Here is an 18,690-nt window from a genome sequence, read left to right as displayed (position 1 = left end):
ATCAATAGTTCAATTGGAATAAATCTCAGGCTTCAGTACTCCAACATATGGGAGGTTCCGATACCGCTCGGCATAATCCAATCCGTAGCCTACTACAAATTCGTCTGGCAACACGAAGCCTGTATAGCTGGCTTCCAGATTAACCGTACGACCTGAGGGCTTATCAAACAAGGTAACCACATTGATAGAAGCAGCATTGCGGTTGCGGAGTAGCTCAATCAAATAGCTGAGCGTAAGGCCACTGTCAATAATATCTTCAACGATCAAGATATCGCGGCCTTCTACCGATACATCTAAATCCTTAATAATTTTGACAACACCAGAGGACTTGGTGGATGCTCCATAGCTAGATACTGCCATGAAATCCATCTCAACAGGTACTGTAATGGCTTTAACCAGATCTGCCATAAATATAAACGCGCCTTTTAGTACACAAATGACTAAAGGGGTACGTCCTGCGTATTCTTCGCTCAGTGTTCGACCGAGCTCCTTAATTTTCTGCTGAAGTTCCTCTTCGGTGATCAAGACTTCTTGAATATCATTTTGCAACTTGCGAAACCTCCTAAGTTATACTATGAAAGACTTACATCGACCATTACGTTTCTTCACGGTCATCCAGCTCTGCTAGAGACAATAGAAGTACCGAGGTCGTTTGCCGCCCTACTGCGGCATGCATCGAGCGTCTTACGCCCGGAATCCAGACAATATTGCCCAAACCATCACAAACGAGGGGGATCATTGAGCGTTCAGCAGCAGGTATTTTATCATCAATATAAATATCTTTTACCTTTTTGCTTCCGTTTAATCCCATGACTCTTATGGTATCTCCAGGCAATCGGGAACGTATCGTTAGTGGAAAGACCAGTTCATCACGGTCAAACCAAGCCGACATCTTCCCATAATCCTCCCCCTGTACAAAAAAGTTTTCTCTCTCCAGCACCGCCATCGACATCACCTTACCTATTTCCTCCAGCTTAAGCTCGGAATCCGGTAAAAACAGACGATATGTATAGCTTGCCTGTTGCTGCGCGGGCTTGGACGAGAACAAGATGATATCATATTGCCGCACACAAGTCAGGCCTCCACCTAAATCCAAACTCCAGGTGGTGGGATAGCTCTGCAGCGTTCCCCGACGTACAGATTCAATCTTGGAGAAATCAAGGGCAGATAGATCCGCCGACAGATAATTTAATATTAGTTTAATCAAACGCCGTTGTAAAGCGGAGGGTATGGCCGCAAATGAAGCTCTGTTAAAGGTATATTTCCCTTCCCCTTCCGAAACCAGCTCCTCAAAGCATTTTACCGCAGATGCCTCCATATATTCATCCTCAGCTCCTGCAATTTCCGCAAGCTGCACAAGTGACTGTCTCACTCTGCCGTTATACCTTTCCAGAAAAGGAAGAACTTCCAATCGAACAGCATTCCGCTTGTATTTCGTCAGCAGATTAGTTGCATCCTCGGCATAGGTGAAACCTTCATTCTGACATAACCCAAGAAGAGCCGTTTTGTTAATACGTAGGAATGGACGAATGAGTTCCACCTTTTTTTCTGTTCTTTTCCACTTGATACCGGACAGCCCCGATAAACCGCTTCCTCGCAATAGACGCATAATCACCGTTTCTGCCTGATCATCCGCATGATGAGCCAGAGCAACAGAGCGCGCCCCATAACGGTGTGCGGTATCAATCAGAAATTCGTATCGCTTCTCGCGTGCTGTCCCCTCAGGGCCGAGTCCACTCTCCTTAGCCAAAGAGGGAATATCGAATTCTGCCAACTCAAAGGGCAGTCCCAATTGTTCAGCCATACCACGTACTAGCTCTGCCTCTTCCTTAGACTCCGCTCTAAATCCGTGATTCACATGAGCGCATATTAAGGTAAGTGGCATAACGTTTAAAGCTATTTCATGCAAAACATGCAAAAGAGCCACAGAATCCGGGCCGCCGGAAACTGCGACTACAATGGTGTCATGGGGCGCCCACAGCTCGTGCTCGGCTGCTGACTCCAATACTGACTCCACCAGTCCATTCATTTGCTCCATATGCGGCCCCCCTTCTCTCTAACTATATGTATAAGTTCAAAACCGAAATACCCAATAAATTGTAAAGGCAAGCACAAACAAGGATAACCCAAAAGCATTTTTGAGCCAGCGAGGTGTGTCCATACTATCAGGACGCTTTCTACGCGAATTGTAAATATGGTTTCGCCAGAGCTCTGTAGCATCTGCGGAACCGGTGAAACCTCCTTTTAACGCCAAACAAATCCAAGAGGATAGTTTCTTGTCGGGTAGATTTCTAGCCAGCTTAAACAGCTCATCTACACTTCTTGTCTGCGGCAGCTGTAGCGCAGCTTTCTTGAGCCCCTCTTCATTCAAAAGACGGAGGCACAGTACAGCAAAAGCGAATAGATCATAACCCTCATCACTCGTGCGGCTGCCTGCATTCCAAAAGCCACGGTCATGCCATTCGGTAAACTGCTTCACACTGCGACCAATAGGACTTGTGCCCCCAAAGTCGATCAGCTCCACTTCGCCGTACTTTGATACCATGACGTTCTCCGGCTTCAAATCCCCGAACACAAAACCGCATTCATGCAGTGTGCGCAGCTTATCAAGCAGACCAAGCCCTACCAGGCCTAACCAGTCGGGACCGTTTTTCGATAAAAAATGATGCAGAGGTTTGCCTTCAACATACCTCATTACATAGAAGGGGACATTATCCCCATTCGCAAAATCATCCGCTTCCAAAAAATAAGAAGACAATGGATTCTCACGACGAGCACGATGCTCATTCCGCTTTCGCCGTGATTGCAGCGAGGTTAGTACATTGATCTCCGATTGAAGTTCAAGTGTATCGTATCCGATTTTTAGCGCGTACTTTTCCCGTCTGCCTTCTCTTTGCACAAGATATACGGTTCCGTTCGCGCCCCTTCCCAGCATCCGCTCAACGACATAACGGTTACCCCGCCATTTGCCGTTAATTAAGGTACCAGTAGGATAGGACGGATTAGACGACATACCCACCAATCATCCCTTCTCTTTCGTCGTGGTCATCACTTAGTCGGCGTCCACGATGTTCATCCAGTGTATCATAACGATAATGTTCAAGCACCTTGAAAATAGCTGGACCCGTCGGTGTCGCGCCTCTCATGTGTAATTTAGAGAATAACGTACGAATACCTGACATGTCATGGGTCCAATCTAGATCAAGCTTGGCATCTTCGCTGCTGTTATTTCCAGGATAATGGAACACAGCAATCTCACTCTTACCTTCCCGTGCTTCCAAACTGAGCGCCAAATCGCGGATAGCATCTTCCACAGCACCCAGTTTAGGTTTCATACTAGCACTGGCATCGATAAGAAGTGCAATGCGCAACGGTGTTGTTTCTGTCAGTTCATCTACAACTGTAACAACCTGTGAACGTTGAACAGGAGGTAACTGATCCAATGAGCCATCGCCTAGTATCTTTTTTACCTCTTTATTAACCGCCTGTTGGATCGTCTGAACCACGGTCTTGCGTGTCATCATCTGAATCGTCTGCGCCAGTTGTGGCGTTCCGACTATTCGGCTAAGGCCTCCCCCGGCCTTGGCAATGTCGGCAATCTCCCGGCTTCCGAGCTCGCCGATCGTACCATAATCAACTACACCAACCACATTTACGGTGATTCCCTCCTGCAGGGCATGCGCCGCTGCCAACACCGGACTTTCTCCTACATTCGAACAACCGTCAGTAATGAGCATAATTTGCTTCATAACCCTCAACTCCCCCTTTGTTTGAACCTCTGTTTCTAGCATATCCAGAAATGAGAGATTTCAAACGGTCGCTTTTGTTGGGGAAATTTGTGATCTGAACTAAGGGGATAGTGAATAGGGGAACTGCGAGAAATGTTTGGGCTTTCGATCGCTGTTATTATTTGATTTCTCTATTAAAACCGCCCTCTGCGGTTGAAATCAAATAATAAAGGCGAACGCTCCGCTTCTACAGCTCCAAACTTTCTCTCCGTTCCGTACCTTCACTAGTAAACAGTTTAGATCTAAAAAAATTACGCACCAAAGTCAGCGAAACTTTGAAACGTAAATAGTAGAGACCGGCGAGTTTCATATCACAGACTCGCCTCGACTACCATTCAAGCACGGCACTATGCCCGTGCTTCAAACCTTTAACAATCAGTACGACGCCTTGCGCGTACTAAAACATACAAGCAACACGACGCTTCGCGCGTGCTAAAACATACAGGCAATACGACACTTCGCGCGTGCCCAACCATCTAACTTACCGTACGCGGACGCTCCATTCGGCCGACACCAGGCATATGCAGGCTGGACCACTCTGGGTGGAAATGATCTACACGACTGACGACAATCGTCATGTCATCATGGATCTCATTGCCCTGATAACGAATTACCTTATCTAACAGGCTATCCGCCAAATCTTGAGGATCATCCCCCTCAAGCTCTTGGATCAACCGTTTCATCCATATCTCCTTATTAACGGCATATCCTGGCGCATCATAAATACCATCCGTCATCATAATCAAAATATCACCGGCCCGAAGCTGCATGCTAATCAGATCCACATCGATATCTTTAATGATTCCTATAGGCAGATTGCTAGAGGTTATTGGAATGACCTCACTACCCCTCCGGATAAAGCTCGGTGCGGAAGCAATCTTCATAAAAGTTGTCTGTGCGGAATACTGATCGATCAAAGCCATGTCAACGGTAGCGTAGAACTCGTCAGGAGAACGTAATAAGAGAATAGAGTTTACCGACTTTACAGCCAGCTTCTCATCCATACCGGATTGCAGTAGCTTTTCTAACATACCGAGGGCGGCACTACTCTCCATTCTCGCTCGCTCACCATTTCCCATTCCATCGCTAATGGATACTGCAAAGGTGCCATTTCCAAGCTCTACGGTACTGAAGCTATCGCCAGATAACATATCTCCTCCTTTAGAAACAACGGCCACTCCTGTGTTTATCTCAAAGGCTTTGGCTGAACCGAAGGTAACCATCGACAATCCTTCCCGAGGATGGACTGCCGTCTCGCTCATGACAGCAATATTCTCATCTAGTATGTCGGAAAGGAGCGGAGCGATCATTTTACGGCATTCATCAAAACCACGAGTATAGGCATGCACCACCTCTATTTCTACACGCCCAGGATCTAAACTTAGGATTTCGATACTATGAATAGACAGCCCTAATTTCTCCAATGTCTCACGGATTTGAGCTTCCTGACGATACATAGCCTGTCCCTCACGTTTTATTTCACGCGCTAGGTCCTCCATAACCTGTGACACGCCCGATAACTGCTCGGCAACAAATTGACGACTATCGTATATTTGTCTTTTCCATCGCATATCATGTTGGTAAAGATCATATTGTCCTTTCATGACTTCAAGTACTTCACCAGTTTTACCGCAAATCCGGCTCCATTCCGGAGGCAGCTGAGCTGCCGTAATATCAGGGCATTCCTCAACAGTAGTCATCATATCTGTCATATATCTATACGTCTGATAGAATTTTGCATCCCAGCAGTGGGAACGCCGAATGCATCCTGCACAAGCACCCTCTGTCACCGTACTCATGAAATCCTCCATCTCACGGTCTGATTTCCCTACTTCTCCGGCACGTGGAATCTGACCAAAGCTGCTCGACAGCTGCTGGAATACCTGTGAGAATTGCGTCACCCGTTCTGCCGTTAAATCCCTGACCCTTCGCGCATATTCGTGTTGAGATCGGCTATGATCTGACGTGCCAGGAACATATTTAGCAATGGCAGATATCATCGCCTTAGGCGTTATAAGAAATAGCACTACCGCTACGCAGGTTTCCCATGTTGAGGCCATCATATCACCCGGACCCGTAAAATAGACGGAAAGGATCGTGGATCCTAGCAACATCCCGATAGATACTGCACCTTTTCGACCACCCTGCATCATTCCCGCTAGCATTCCAGAAAAAGCAAGCAGGCTCATCTGATAGATAGCACTAATATCCGCCAAACTGAGAATCAATCCGGTCACCACCCCAACAGCAGCCCCAAGAGGAGCCCCCCCTGCCATGGCGAAGAGTAGAATCAAATATCGTGACAATATATGCTCCAAAGACAAACCATTAAGGGTCCAGCCCACAAGGCCCGTCATTACTGAGGCAAGTAATATAATAAGGCACAGAATCTCCTCGTTCCTGAGCGCTCTACTTTTTTGCTTATAGGTTAGTAGAGGCAGCGCTTGAATGAACACAAGTGTAAGCACAAAACCTAGTAAAGCATCTAGTGTTGTCATCATAAGCGGATACCAAGAAAGAGAAGGTCCAATAACAATCTGGAACAAGCCAACCATAAACGAAGACACGAACACCATAAGTGGTGCATAGGATAAATCTATTCGTTCATAACTTTCCAAGCCTTTATAAACTAAAAAGAAAATAATCAGCTCAGCAGTAGTAACCAAAGCTCCAGGGAATGGAGTAAAGAGACTTCCAGCTATAATGGCTGCAGCTACAGGTAGAATAGAGTCGCGACGCATAAACACAATGACGGCAAAGTATGCGACAGCAAAAGGGGATAGTTCGTCCAGAATCATGGCTCTACCCAGCAGAAACCCCATGAAACTGAGCAATAGCATCCATTTCTTCGCTGCTATTAGCTGAACATACCGCTGCTTCTGACCCCAAGCTGTAATACGCGTGCGCAATGCTTGTCTCTGCTTCTTATCTTCACTTCCTACTCTTGTCCACTCTGGCAAATTTACCACGTTGCTTTTACCCATTCCCCTACACCACCCGTTTAAGAATTTATGGTACTCATTATATAACCGGGGAATTGAGAAAGTTTGTCAGAAATGGAGGGACACACACAAGAAATTTCCGACAAAAAAGCCTTCATTCATGATCTGTAAAAAAGTGGTTCTATCCCTTGCGGGACGGTAGGTTGATTGGTTTCAAGATTGTTTACAACGTAATTTCACGCGCTGACGCGGCGGTCTTTCGTCAGCGATTGCCCTAGAGTTATGTGAGAATGACATGGATGCTGTCGGCAATTTTATATGACATGACAAAAAAACCGCAAGGGCGAAATGCCCCTGCGGTTATTTATGATGTACAGGTATTGGATTACACGCGTTTAGCTCCACGGCCTCCGCGCTTTCCTTCTGTGTTCTTCTTAATCGAAGATATCCGTTCTTCGCTGTCTTTCAGGAATCGCGACATTTTATCCTCGAATGAAGGTTTACCGGCTGCAGGCTTAAATGGACGCCCACCCCGTTCACGATTGAATCCACCGCCGCCTCCACCACTGCCGCCGCCTCCACCGCCGAAACGGTCTCCGCCGCTAGGACGTTCTGGTCTTGGAGCTCTAGGCGGACGTACTTCCGATGCTGGCTTGTCAACAGCCTGCTTAATGGAAAGTCCGATCTTGCCGTCCTTATCGACGTTGATCACCTTGACTGTTACTACATCACTAATCTTCAGATGATCGTTAACATCCTTGACATAATTATCGGCGATTTCCGAGATGTGAACGAGACCTGTGACACCTCCTGACAGATCCACAAATGCTCCGAAATGCGTGATGCCTGTCACTTTGCCTTCTAACTTGGTGCCCACTTCAATTGCCATAGAATAAAATGATCCTCCCTTAAAAATATACAGACGAATATTAAGGTCATCCTGTCTGCGGTGATTTGATTATACAGTAAAGAGCAAAGCAAGGCAACAGAGTAAAAGCCTCTTTTCGCCGCTATTATTGCTCTGATTGCTCTGTTCGAATAGGAGTTTCCCCTTGAGGATAGATATTGTACCATTTACGTGCTAATTGGCCAATATACTCGTCATCATTAAGTCTGGATAATTCATATTTTAATTGAGTTAAAGATGCCATGACATCCTCACTTGTCTCCTGTTTCTTTGCAAGTTCCTCACCCTTGTCCGCAATGACCGCACTTTGAGCGAAGTAAGTATAACCCGCCCAACCAAAAAATACTGCCACAAAGACAATCCACATAAATCTTCTTCTCTTCGCGCCTGCGGCCGAATTTTTGCTATGATTACTTTTCTCTTCCGCAGTAAATCTGTTCATGCAACGTACCCCCTAATTCAAGGTCAGCGTTTCCGCCATTTGGTAATCCATTCAGTGATCTTCACAATCCAGGCGCTATGTGTCAGCCGCGATAACTGTGGAGAGATCCACCTAACAGGTAATACCCAAATTGGTTTGGTCAGACGCAGCAGAAGCTTAAAGATGAACCGCAGAATACGACCTAGTAGCTTTAGCAGCCCTAAAATAAATCGCCAAAGCCAGAGAAGAGGTGTACCTATCAGGATCTCCACAAGTCTCCACAGCAACCTGCACATATACTGAACCGATTGAATTAACCTTAACACAAAACGCCGCACCGTAACACTGAAGATTAAAAAATAGATCCATACTCCTAGAAACAAACCTAGAAAGACATAAAACCGCAATTGTCCTTGATTTCCGGCATACAGCATACGAAAAACGAGCAAGGCGGCCCAAAGCCAATACAGTAGATCTAGCATGGCATTCAGCCATTTGGGAAAATTGAACTTCAGCGACAGCACCCGGTAGCTGTCATAGGCCAGTCCCATTGCTAGCCCGGCAATGATCATGTAGAACAGCGTCACCCACTGGACTGCAGGATTCATTTAAATAGCTTACCGAGCAGACCTTTATTTTTGCCCTGCGATCCGGGATCGAGATAAATCAGGGAATGTACATTGCCCTCTAAGGACAACATTCCGTTCTCCAGACTTAAATTTTTGATATGTAAATGATTCCCGCGAATGGTGAGATGGCCGAGTTCTGTACGAAGCAAAAATTCCTCGCTGTCGAAGCTCTCCACATTTTGCACGCCCGTCAACTCCAGCTGCTTCCGACTGCGCATGTGCAGATCATGCTGTTTGTTTACCTTTCCTGGCTCGATCATAGCATGTACCCCTCCTTCTTACCTCTAATCTATGGCAGAGGCAGAAGTTATAGAACATCCCGTCCCACTAAAAATAATACAAACAAAAAGAAAAAAGAAGGCACAACTCTACAAAATGTAAAGTTATGCCTTCTTCTATTACTCTTACCAGTCCAGTCCGCTGCTTTTGGCAACAGGCTCTTCCCGAACTAGAGTATACATACCAGCGGCCTCGTCCTTGCGAGTCGTTTCGACCAGCTTTTCTACTTTGACCGTTACAAGCTTTTGTCCAAATTGTACAGTAATCTCGTCACCGATCTTAACTGCACTACTAGGTTTAGATTCCCGCCCGTTAATTAGTACCCGGCCTTGTTCGGACACATCCTTGGCCACTGTACGGCGCTTAATTAAACGGGACACTTTCAGGAATTTGTCAAGACGCATTAGTTAACGGCTTCTTTAAGCTTGTTACCAGCTTTGAAAGCCGGTACAGTCGATTCTGGAATTTCAATCGTTGTGCCCGTTTGCGGGTTGCGACCAGTGCGTCCTGCACGTTTGCGAGTTTCAAAAGTTCCGAAACCGATCAGTTGGACTTTATCACCTTTTGCCAAAGCTTCTGTAATCTCACCCAAGAATCCGTTCAATACTGCTTCTACATCTTTTTTTGCCAATCCGTTTTTCTCGGAAATGTTGTTTACCAAATCTGTCTTGTTCATAATTTAAAGTTCCTCCTAGGATACGAAAAAATAAATGAAACGAGAATCACCACCATAATATGGGGCGAATCGCATTTCGTCTTTATGTTATTCTTGATGTCACCTTAAAATCCTGCCACGATTCGTCGTTTTTTTAAAAAAGAAGCAGTTATTTCTCAGAAATCGTCGCAGAATCTATTCTATAGCACTATTAAACTACTGACCACATTCTAAATCAGAAAATAAAAGCTACATCCACAGCATTGCCCCATTTTTGAGTCCATATACCGTAAAGGGGCTGTGAATTACTAGACTTTTCGCTCCCCAGCCTTAGCCTCTTGCCACAGTTCTTCCATCTCTTCCAAACTACTATCCTTTACGCTCGTTCCCTTGCGCTGCAAGCTTTGCTCAATATATTGAAACCGGCGCACAAATTTGCGGTTAGTCCGGGTTAATGCCTCTTCCGGATCTGCACCGATAAAACGAGCGACATTCGTAACTGCAAACAACAAATCCCCAAGTTCCAGAATTTGATCATCTGTTGCCGCATCTGTGTCAATCGCCTCCTGCAGCTCATCGATCTCCTCACGAATCTTGGCTATGCAATCCGTAGCGTTGTCCCAGTCAAACCCCACCTTGGATGCTTTTTTCTGAAGCTTGTATGCCTTCATAAGAGCAGGCAGGTCACGCGGAACACCACTAAGAACTGATAATTCCTCTGGCTTCACACCTTTACGCCGCTTCTCTTCTGCCTTCATGCCCTCCCAGTTCTTCAGCGCTTCTTCGGCATCATTCGCATTGGTATCCCCAAATACGTGAGGGTGACGGAAGATAAGCTTATCATTCAGCCCTTCAATGACGTCATACACGTTAAACGTGCCAAGCTCCTCCTCCATTTGAGAGTGAAGCATAATTTGCAGCAAAAGGTCGCCCAGCTCCTCTTTCATATGATCGGGGTCATCCTCATCAATCGTTTCAAGGACTTCATAGGTTTCTTCGATTAAATTTTTGCGCAGGGAATCATGTGTCTGCTCCCGATCCCATGGACAACCTTCCGGGCTTCGAAGAATATCGACAATCTCATGCAGACGGGCAAAGGTACGATTTCTTAGATTCTCGTCACGATTCGCAGGTACATAAACTAACGACAGGTTGCCATAACCGTCGAGTCGATCCAGTTCGTACAGTGGGACTCTTACAATACTTTCTTCGTTCTCGACACCAAGTGCATGCCCCACAACAACTTCATATTCAGGCGGGTACAGCTCCATCAGACTTAATTTTGTCTCCGAGGCTGTAAAGCTATCGTACACCTGACCAATCAGAGTATGTAGTTCAGGCTGAAGCTGAGCACTGCGAATGCCTGAAGCATCTAGTAACTGAAACCCTTCAATGGGGTCAAACCCCAGTCGAACAAACGCCTCGTCGAGAAAGCTCTCCCCACCCAATATTTGCAGTTCAATGCCTTCCTCAGGACACCGCTCGCGCAGCTGCGAAACCGCTGATTCCGCAACCATAGGATGACCCGGAACCGCGTAAACAATATCTGTACCGTCTGCTGCTGCTTGAGCCTCTTCAATCAGTTTTGAAGTAATCGCTGCATACACCTCTGGAAACGAGGATAAAGATTCATACAATCCATCAAAGGACTGGGAAGTTATTTCAAGCTCGGAAAGGGCAGCCATGACTGGATGCTCTTTTGTGCGGACATAGACAACGGATGCTGCCTTCAGCTTCTTTATAATTCCTAGCGTCAATCGATCAGGGTTGCCTGAACCCAGACCGACGACCGTTAATGTTGCACTCATGTCTGTTCCTCCTCTTAAGCGGCTGTCTCAGCAGACCGCATTTTTATATTGTGATGAAAACGTTGATTAAGGGAATAAGCGCAGCTTCTTCAGCTTGTCCGCCAGGGACGGGCCGAAGCCTGGAAGCTGGCGAAGCTCGCTCTCGCTAAGGAGCCGAAGGACTATAGCCCCTACGGCAAAGACAGCGCAGCCTGCGAGCACCCCGAGCAGGCTCTGCGCCAAGCTGGCAGTGCGCCCGCCGCCGATGCCAGCGGCCGTAGCCGCAGCGTCCACGCCCCAGCTGGTGGCTGCAGCGGCAAGAGCCAGGCCCGCTGTGAGCAGCGCGGGCCTGGCCAGGGCATCTGCGAGGCGAAGCCGCAGATGGCCCTGGCGATACAGCAGCAGCACGTTGAGCGCTGCTGCGAACGAATGCGCGGCCACGCCAGCGATGGCTGCGCCGGTAATGCCCTGCTGCGGAACCAGCAGCAGGTTCAGGGCCGCCTTGAGCAGCGCGGCGGCCAAAAGGTGCAGGGCCGGGGCGCGCACGTAGCCGAGGCCCTGCAGGAGTGCAGCCGAGATGATACTGACCGTACCGCCAACAGCGGTTAAGGCCAGCCAAGTCATAGTGCTGCTACCGGCGGTGTCGCCATAAAGAGCCATATTAATCGGCTCAGCAAGCACTGCAAGGCCCGCTGACGCTGCCAGCCCTAGCAGCCAGAACCAACGCAGCGACAAGCTGCAACGGTTCTCGATCAGCTTCATGTCTCCCTTGTACTTCGCCTCTGCTAAGGCTGGTATGAACACGACAGACAAAGAAGTGGCAATCATCGTTACAATCTGCACTAGTGGCAAACCACGATTGTATACACCAAACTGTGTCATCGCCTCCACTTCGCTTCCTACAGAGGATAGCAAGCGAGGTACAGTGAATACATCTACAAGACCGATAAGAGGCATTGCGAGCGCGCCAAGCATCACGGGAATTCCATAAGCCAGCAAGTCCCCTGCTTTAACGCCCATAATCCGTTGATTCGAACGCCCCTCATTGTCTGCATTGGGCAGCTTTAAATCCTGACTTTCGACAGAAGCTGAAGCATCTAAAGGGGCCCCTTGTCTTAACACCCGCCGATGACGTCGCAAAAATAGCAGCATAATCACAAGCCCTGCTGCCCCTCCCCCGGCTGATCCGAGCAATGCGCCAGCAGCAATGCTCTCAGCGCCTGCACCCAGTGAGGTCAGGTATAAGAGCAGTACAATCATTACCGTAACACGTACGGACTGCTCTACAATTTGTGACACAGCCGTCGGAACCATATTATGAAGACCCTGAAAGTAACCCCGAAGAGCTGACATGATTGGAACAACCGCAAGTCCCCAAGCACTTGTCCGCAAAGCGGGCATCACATGCGAGTTGCCGACCCACCCAGCTATAATCGGTGCACCTGCATAGGTGATTGCTCCGATAACCAAACCGCTTATGGCTGTTATAACCGCAGATAACCGCAGAATCCGCCGACCCTCGTCATCCCGCCTTCCGGCAGAAGCTTCAGCGACAAATTTGGATATGGCCGCTGGCAGACCCAGCATCGCTACCGTCAACAACATCGTGTACAAAGGATAAACCGTGTTGTATATACCAAATACCGCATCTCCGCCTAGATTTTGCAGCGGGATTTTTTGGAGTGTACCTATAAGCTTTGAAATAATCGCTGCCGCACTTAGAATAAATGCCCCTTGCAGCAATCGTGATGTTTGTGAGTTAGATTTCATAAAGTACCTGCTTCTACAACTTTAATGGGATGAATTTCTATATTATAACGTATGTATACCCACAAGTAGAAACGGTTTTGTAAGAACGACAAAACCCCGTTTGCCCTTTGTATATCTTACCAAAAGGAAAGCGGGGTCTACATTACGGTTATTGCTCCATTTGCTTGCCAAGGAATGCGGCAGCAGTTTCGGCCATTTTCACTTCCATTGTCGACATTTTCGCCGAATCATCCTTGCTTACCATCACTACACAACCAATAGGATCTCCACCGGAAATGATCGGTGAGGCTACATATGAGGACACCAAATCCGGATGATCTTTAGCGATTTCATAACTGCCTTCGTTGGTTTCCAGTACAGTCTTACGACTATCCATGACCTTCTCCAAAAGAATTCCTACTTGTTTCTCCAAATAGTCTTTCTTGGAGCCCCCAGCCAGTGCAATAAAGGTATCACGATCAGCAATCATCGTAATATGCCCAGTACCTTCGAACAATGACTCCGCGTACTCTTTTGCAAAGTCACCAAGCTCGCCAATCGGGGAATATTTCTTGAGTATAACTTCACCGTCCCGATCGACGAAAATTTCCAGTGGGTCGCCTTCTCTAATCCGTAGAGTACGTCTAATTTCTTTGGGAATAACCACTCGTCCGAGATCATCAATACGCCGAACAATTCCAGTAGCTTTCATTTCACATGTGCCCCGCTTTCTTAAGAAGTATGGTCTTACTACTGTCCATTATGGGAAAGGATAATCCCAGTGATTTATCGTAATATCTGACCATAGTATTCATCTCTTCCCAGATCCTTATACATAAGCTGACATGTATTAATATCTGCATCAAGATAAAGGCCGTTCTGAAGATGTTTCTTCGAAATAAAAAGCCATCTTCACATTAAGTGAGGATGGCTTTTCTAAGGTAAGCTTGTCCATTTTTACCGATGTTTATTCAGCAGCTTTTGTAGCACTTGGGGATGCGCTTGGCGCAGTAGTAGCTTCTGTTCCGCTATTTTTTGTTCCGGATTCATCTGCGGCAGCAGAGCTCTTCGGCAGATTGATGCTCTCAATAATACCTTCCAGATCTTTCTCCATGAACGCTTCTAGGTTCTTGGACACAATGGAGCTCTTAATGCCTTCTTTTTGTTCATCCGTTAACTGATCAAAGGTTTTGTCGGTACGGGACTCCACCTTGATAATGTGGTAACCATAAGAAGTCTCTACAGGATCACTAATGGTATTCAAAGGCAAGGTTTGAGCAGCCTTCTTAAACTCGTCTACATACGTTCCTACAGCTTTATCTTTATATTCTCCGCCTGTTTCCTTAGAGCTTGTATCGTCAGTGTATTCCTTAGCGATTGCTGCAAAATCAGCTCCGCCGTCCAGCTTTGCCTTAACTTCCTTCGCGATTTTCAGTGCTTCTTCGCTAGTGCGCTCTTTGTTGTTAGCATCTGTCAGACCGATTAGCACATGGCGCAAAGTCGCTACCGTAAAGTCACCTTTTGTAGCTTCAAATTCTTTGACAACCTGATCATCTGTCACTTTAAGCAGCATATCCTGATAAACCGTCAGCACACGCTCCATATAACTATGGATATCGCCCTCTGTAACGTCTGCGTCTTTAAGTGTTTTCTTATAAGTGTCGCCCAGAGCTTTCTTCAAGTCAGCGATTTGGCTATCAGCCTCTTTCTTCGCCTGCTTCTTCGCTTCATCCGTTGCTTTGGAAGCCAAATATTCAAAGCCCACTTCCTGCTTCAAAATAGATTCCTTAAACGCCTCAATCTCTAAATATTGCGCTTGCTGTGGGGAGAGGAATTTCATGATTTTTTGATCCATAGCAAATTCCTTCTCTGTGATTGTTCCACCTTTATAAGTCGCAACTGCCTTGCTATCATCAGCACTACTACCGCATGCTGCTAGCATAGAAAAGGAAACCGCTGCTACCAATGAAACGAGCAGTACTTTCCATGATTTTTTTTTATTTAACGACATTGTGTAGTTCTCCCTTCGATTTAAAAGACTGTTTAGCTTCCTTAAGAAACTGTTCAAGCAAGTCAAGCAGCTGTTTATCACTTAAGTCTTTCGACTTTACTCGGATACTGGCTTTAGCATCTCTATCGAATTGTACACGTCTTTCGAAGCTATTTCCAACTTTGGCGAGTTTGGCCGTATCCAGAGCGCCAAGACTTCCCTCATAGAAATTCAGGGTAACATCATCACCACGTCTGATCATGGAATCAATACCATACATTTTTCCATACACTTTTAGACGAGCCACAGTTAATAGATTAACAACTGCTTCAGGCAGTTCTCCGAACCGATCCAAGAGCTCATCCTCAAGCTCAGAAGCATCATCGAAGGATGTTACTGCCGCAACTTTTTTGTAGATTTCAATTTTCTGGATACTGTCGTAAATATACTCGGACGGCAGATATGCGTCAATCGACAAATCAATGACGGTATTGCCCTCTTTGAGCGAGGTGTCTTCCTCTCCAAGCACAGTAACCTTACGCTTGCGGATCTCCTCCGCCAGCATTTGTGAGTATAGATCAAATCCCACGGATGCAATAAAGCCATGCTGTTCTGCACCAAGTAAGTTACCGGCACCACGAATAGATAAATCCCGCATCGCTATTTTGAAACCAGAACCCAGTTCCGTAAATTCCTTAATAGATTGCAGCCGCTTCTCTGCCACTTCAGTCAGAACCTTGTCCCGCTGGTAGGTAAAATAGGCGTACGCAATCCGGTTGGACCGGCCTACACGTCCACGTAATTGATAGAGCTGAGACAAGCCCATCTTATCGGCATCATGCACAATAAGTGTATTTACATTAGGAATATCTACACCCGTCTCAATAATACTTGTGCTGACCAGCACATCGTATTCTCCATCAAGAAAATCAAGGATCGTCTTCTCTAGCTCCGCTTCCGACATTTGGCCATGTCCGATGCCTACCCTAGCCTCAGGAACAAGCATAGAAATTTGAGCGGCCATTTCTTGAATGCCCTGCACACGATTATAGAGATAGTAGACTTGACCGCCACGAGCCAATTCACGCTCTACAGCTTCCCTCGTAAGCGTCTGACTATGCTCAACAACATAAGTCTGCACGGGGAAACGGTTCTCCGGCGGCGTCTCAATGACAGATAAATCACGCACTCCCAGCATCGACATATGCAATGTACGAGGAATTGGAGTTGCTGTCAGGGTAAGAACATCTACATTCGTTTTTAACTTCTTCAGCTTCTCTTTATGAGTCACGCCAAACCGCTGTTCCTCATCCACGATCAATAAACCTAAGTCCTTAAATACAAGGTCCTGAGACAACAAACGGTGGGTACCAATAACCACGTCAACCGTTCCTGCCCGAACGCCTTTAATCGTCTCATTCTGCTCCTTACGGCTGCGGAAACGACTTAGGACTTGAATATTTAGCGGATAATTTGCAAAGCGTTCCCGGAAGGTCTCATAATGCTGCTGAGCTAGAATCGTTGTCGGTACCAGCACAGCCACCTGTTTACCTTCAATCGCTGATTTAAAGGCTGCTCGTATAGCTACCTCCGTCTTACCATATCCAACGTCTCCACAAAGAAGCCGATCCATTGGACGATTCTGTTCCATATCCTTCTTAATCTCTTCAATCGCTCGAAGCTGATCCCGAGTCTCCTCGTAAGGAAACATTTCTTCAAATTCACGCTGTTCCTGTGTGTCTTTCTCAAAACCATACCCTGCTGCACTTTGGCGTTCAGCGTACAGTTTGATTAGATCATCAGCAATATCCTGAACGGAAGAGCGGACCTTATTCGTCACCCGCGTCCATTCATTACCGCCTAATTTATATACTTTCGGCTCTTTATCTTCTGAACCGACATATTTCTGAATCAAGTCAATTTGCTCAATCGGAACCGAGAGCTTATCGCCACCCGCATATAAAATATGCATATAGTCGCGATGAATACCGCTGACCTCCAGCGTGCCGATCCCCATATACTTACCGATACCATGGTTCTGGTGAACAACATAATCACCAATTTTCAGCTCAGTATAACTCTTGATCCGTTCAGCATTATCTATCCCTTTGGAGATCTTCCGTGCCTTCCGCTGCTTCTGAGAGAACATCTCTCCTTCAGTGATAACGGCTAAATGAATAGAAGGCAGCTCAAAGCCTGAACCCAGGTTTCCTTGTACGATCGTTGGCTCATCAATGCCGTAGTCATAAAGGACTCTGCGCACACGTTCAATCCGTTCTTCACTGCTCGCAAGCATCATTACCTTTACACCAGACTTCTGCCAACGCTCCATTTCCGATTTAAGCACATTCATCTGACCATGGAAATCCTGCATCCCACGACTAATAAACCCAAGAATGTTCTGTGGTTGAATGTGTGGGACCTGGCGCAAAAAGATCGACATAAACAGGCTTTGGAACGGACGTTTGTACATCACAACATCTGTCTCGACAGAGAGATCCAGATCCGGCAATGTTTTGCCGTTTTGCATCAGATGGAGGTTCCATTCCGATTCATCTCTTTCGAGCTGTTTCGCCGTTTCAAGCAGTCTTGTCGGCTCATCGAGAATAAGGATCGTATCCTGGGCCATGTAATCAAATAAATGAGAGCGTTCAGGGTATAAAAGACTGATATATTTATAGATTTCAGGAAAATAGGTTCCTTCGCGCAGCATTTCTAGCTCGCGTCCAATTTCTTCTTTTAGACGCAACTTAGCCTGCCGATCCGCCATTTTCTCAAGCTGTCGTTCCAGCATAACAGATGCTTCAGCAGAAGCAGATTCCTGGCGAAACCTGCTCGCTATAATCTCTTTAGCCGGTGTAATCTTCACACTTCGTACTTTATCAATAGAACGCTGATCGACTGGATCAAAAGTTCTGATCGAATCAACCTCATCATCAAATAACTCAACACGATATGCCAAAGGAGAAGTCATTGGATAAAAATCAATAATTCCACCTCTTACACTCAGTTCACCGCGATTCTCAACCCGCTCTACTCTTTCATAACCCATTTCGATCATGGACATCAAGAATTCATCCAGAGCAAGCGTTCCATCCTGAGAAACCGTAACCTGTGCCTCTGCCATAACCTCTGGTGCAGGGAGCAGTCTGCGCACTCCCGAGTAGGGAACTACAACAATACCACGGAAGCCCTGGGCACATTTGGTCAGTACATCAATACGCTGGGCTAATGTCTCTGGACTTGAGACAGCCGCTTCCGCAGCCACAAGTTCATTAGCAGGATAGAGCAGAACTCGTTCCGGGGAAAGCGCTTCCTGTAAATCATCGGCCATTTTCTGAGCCGAAAACATATTATGAGTCACCACAAGCAAGGGACGAGCTGTCTCTTCATGCAGTGCTGCAAGCATGATCTGTCTAGCTGAACCTGTAAGCCCCGATATGAGCTGCTCTTTCATACCTGCAGCTACACCCTGGGTGATAGACTGGAAATCGGGATCCTTGGAAAAAGCTTCTATAATACCTTGTAACAACAGGCGCACCT

At 46.7% G+C, this 18,690-nt stretch carries 16 protein-coding genes; all 16 read right to left on the bottom strand.

Translation table 11 applies throughout. The features are described from left to right. Nucleotides 1–9 precede the first annotated feature (9 nt). Complete coding sequence (gene hpt, locus MHI27_RS00335) at nt 10–549, bottom strand: hypoxanthine phosphoribosyltransferase (RefSeq protein ID WP_042183870.1); 540 nt, start codon at nt 547–549, stop codon at nt 10–12. A gap of 46 nt (nt 550–595) precedes the next feature. Next, complete coding sequence (tilS, locus tag MHI27_RS00330) at nt 596–2,038, bottom strand: tRNA lysidine(34) synthetase TilS (RefSeq protein WP_042183868.1); 1,443 nt, start codon at nt 2,036–2,038, stop codon at nt 596–598. A 36-nt stretch (nt 2,039–2,074) separates the two neighbouring features. Beyond that, entirely contained in the window at nt 2,075–3,013 is a 939-nt protein-coding gene (locus tag MHI27_RS00325; protein WP_405175353.1) for a serine/threonine protein kinase, read from the bottom strand. Continuing rightward, nucleotides 3,003–3,749 carry a VWA domain-containing protein gene (locus tag MHI27_RS00320; protein WP_042183866.1) on the bottom strand — a complete coding sequence of 249 codons (747 nt, stop codon included), beginning with the start codon at nt 3,747–3,749 and terminating at the stop codon, nt 3,003–3,005. The genes MHI27_RS00325 and MHI27_RS00320 overlap by 11 nt, the downstream gene beginning before the upstream one ends. Nucleotides 3,750–4,264: 515 nt before the next feature. Further along, nucleotides 4,265–6,772 (bottom strand): stage II sporulation protein E, encoded by a 2,508-nt coding sequence (gene spoIIE / locus MHI27_RS00315; RefSeq protein ID WP_405175352.1) that lies wholly within the window; start codon nt 6,770–6,772, stop codon nt 4,265–4,267. 343 nt (nt 6,773–7,115) lie between these two features. After that, nucleotides 7,116–7,619 (bottom strand): S1 domain-containing RNA-binding protein, encoded by a 504-nt coding sequence (locus MHI27_RS00310; RefSeq protein WP_405175351.1) that lies wholly within the window; start codon nt 7,617–7,619, stop codon nt 7,116–7,118. Between the two features lie 124 nt (nt 7,620–7,743). Beyond that, entirely contained in the window at nt 7,744–8,079 is a 336-nt protein-coding gene (locus MHI27_RS00305; protein ID WP_042183861.1) for a septum formation initiator family protein, read from the bottom strand. A 23-nt stretch (nt 8,080–8,102) separates the two neighbouring features. After that, nucleotides 8,103–8,666: a spore cortex biosynthesis protein YabQ gene (gene yabQ, locus MHI27_RS00300; protein WP_405175350.1), complete on the bottom strand. Its 564-nt coding sequence runs from the start codon at nt 8,664–8,666 to the stop codon at nt 8,103–8,105. Then, on the bottom strand, nt 8,663–8,947 hold the full coding sequence (gene yabP, locus MHI27_RS00295) for a sporulation protein YabP (protein ID WP_042123140.1): 285 nt from the start codon (nt 8,945–8,947) through the stop codon (nt 8,663–8,665). Before yabP ends, yabQ begins: the two co-directional genes overlap by 4 nt. A 144-nt stretch (nt 8,948–9,091) precedes the next feature. Continuing rightward, nucleotides 9,092–9,370 (bottom strand): RNA-binding S4 domain-containing protein, encoded by a 279-nt coding sequence (locus MHI27_RS00290; RefSeq protein ID WP_042183857.1) that lies wholly within the window; start codon nt 9,368–9,370, stop codon nt 9,092–9,094. Continuing rightward, nucleotides 9,370–9,642 carry an HU family DNA-binding protein gene (locus MHI27_RS00285; protein WP_036678778.1) on the bottom strand — a complete coding sequence of 91 codons (273 nt, stop codon included), beginning with the start codon at nt 9,640–9,642 and terminating at the stop codon, nt 9,370–9,372. The genes MHI27_RS00290 and MHI27_RS00285 overlap by 1 nt, the downstream gene beginning before the upstream one ends. A gap of 287 nt (nt 9,643–9,929) precedes the next feature. Continuing rightward, complete coding sequence (mazG, locus tag MHI27_RS00280; RefSeq protein WP_405175349.1) at nt 9,930–11,429, bottom strand: nucleoside triphosphate pyrophosphohydrolase; 1,500 nt, start codon at nt 11,427–11,429, stop codon at nt 9,930–9,932. A 66-nt stretch (nt 11,430–11,495) separates the two neighbouring features. Further along, nucleotides 11,496–13,178, bottom strand: a complete 1,683-nt coding sequence (locus MHI27_RS00275) for an oligosaccharide flippase family protein (RefSeq protein ID WP_405175348.1) — start codon at nt 13,176–13,178, stop codon at nt 11,496–11,498. Between the two features lie 148 nt (nt 13,179–13,326). Then, nucleotides 13,327–13,869, bottom strand: coding sequence for a stage V sporulation protein T (spoVT, locus tag MHI27_RS00270; RefSeq protein ID WP_094877222.1), 543 nt, complete (start codon nt 13,867–13,869; stop codon nt 13,327–13,329). A gap of 255 nt (nt 13,870–14,124) precedes the next feature. Then, nucleotides 14,125–15,168, bottom strand: a complete 1,044-nt coding sequence (locus MHI27_RS00265; protein ID WP_042183851.1) for a peptidylprolyl isomerase — start codon at nt 15,166–15,168, stop codon at nt 14,125–14,127. Further along, nucleotides 15,155–18,679 (bottom strand): transcription-repair coupling factor, encoded by a 3,525-nt coding sequence (mfd, locus tag MHI27_RS00260; RefSeq protein ID WP_042123128.1) that lies wholly within the window; start codon nt 18,677–18,679, stop codon nt 15,155–15,157. Before mfd ends, MHI27_RS00265 begins: the two co-directional genes overlap by 14 nt. Between the last annotated feature and the right edge of the window lie 11 nt (nt 18,680–18,690).

It is taken from the genome of Paenibacillus sp. FSL H8-0261, from assembly GCF_045040645.1.
Lineage (GTDB): Bacteria > Bacillota > Bacilli > Paenibacillales > Paenibacillaceae > Paenibacillus_AQ.
Note: the sequence above shows the minus strand (reverse complement) of the source record. Positions and strands in the feature narration are given on the sequence as shown.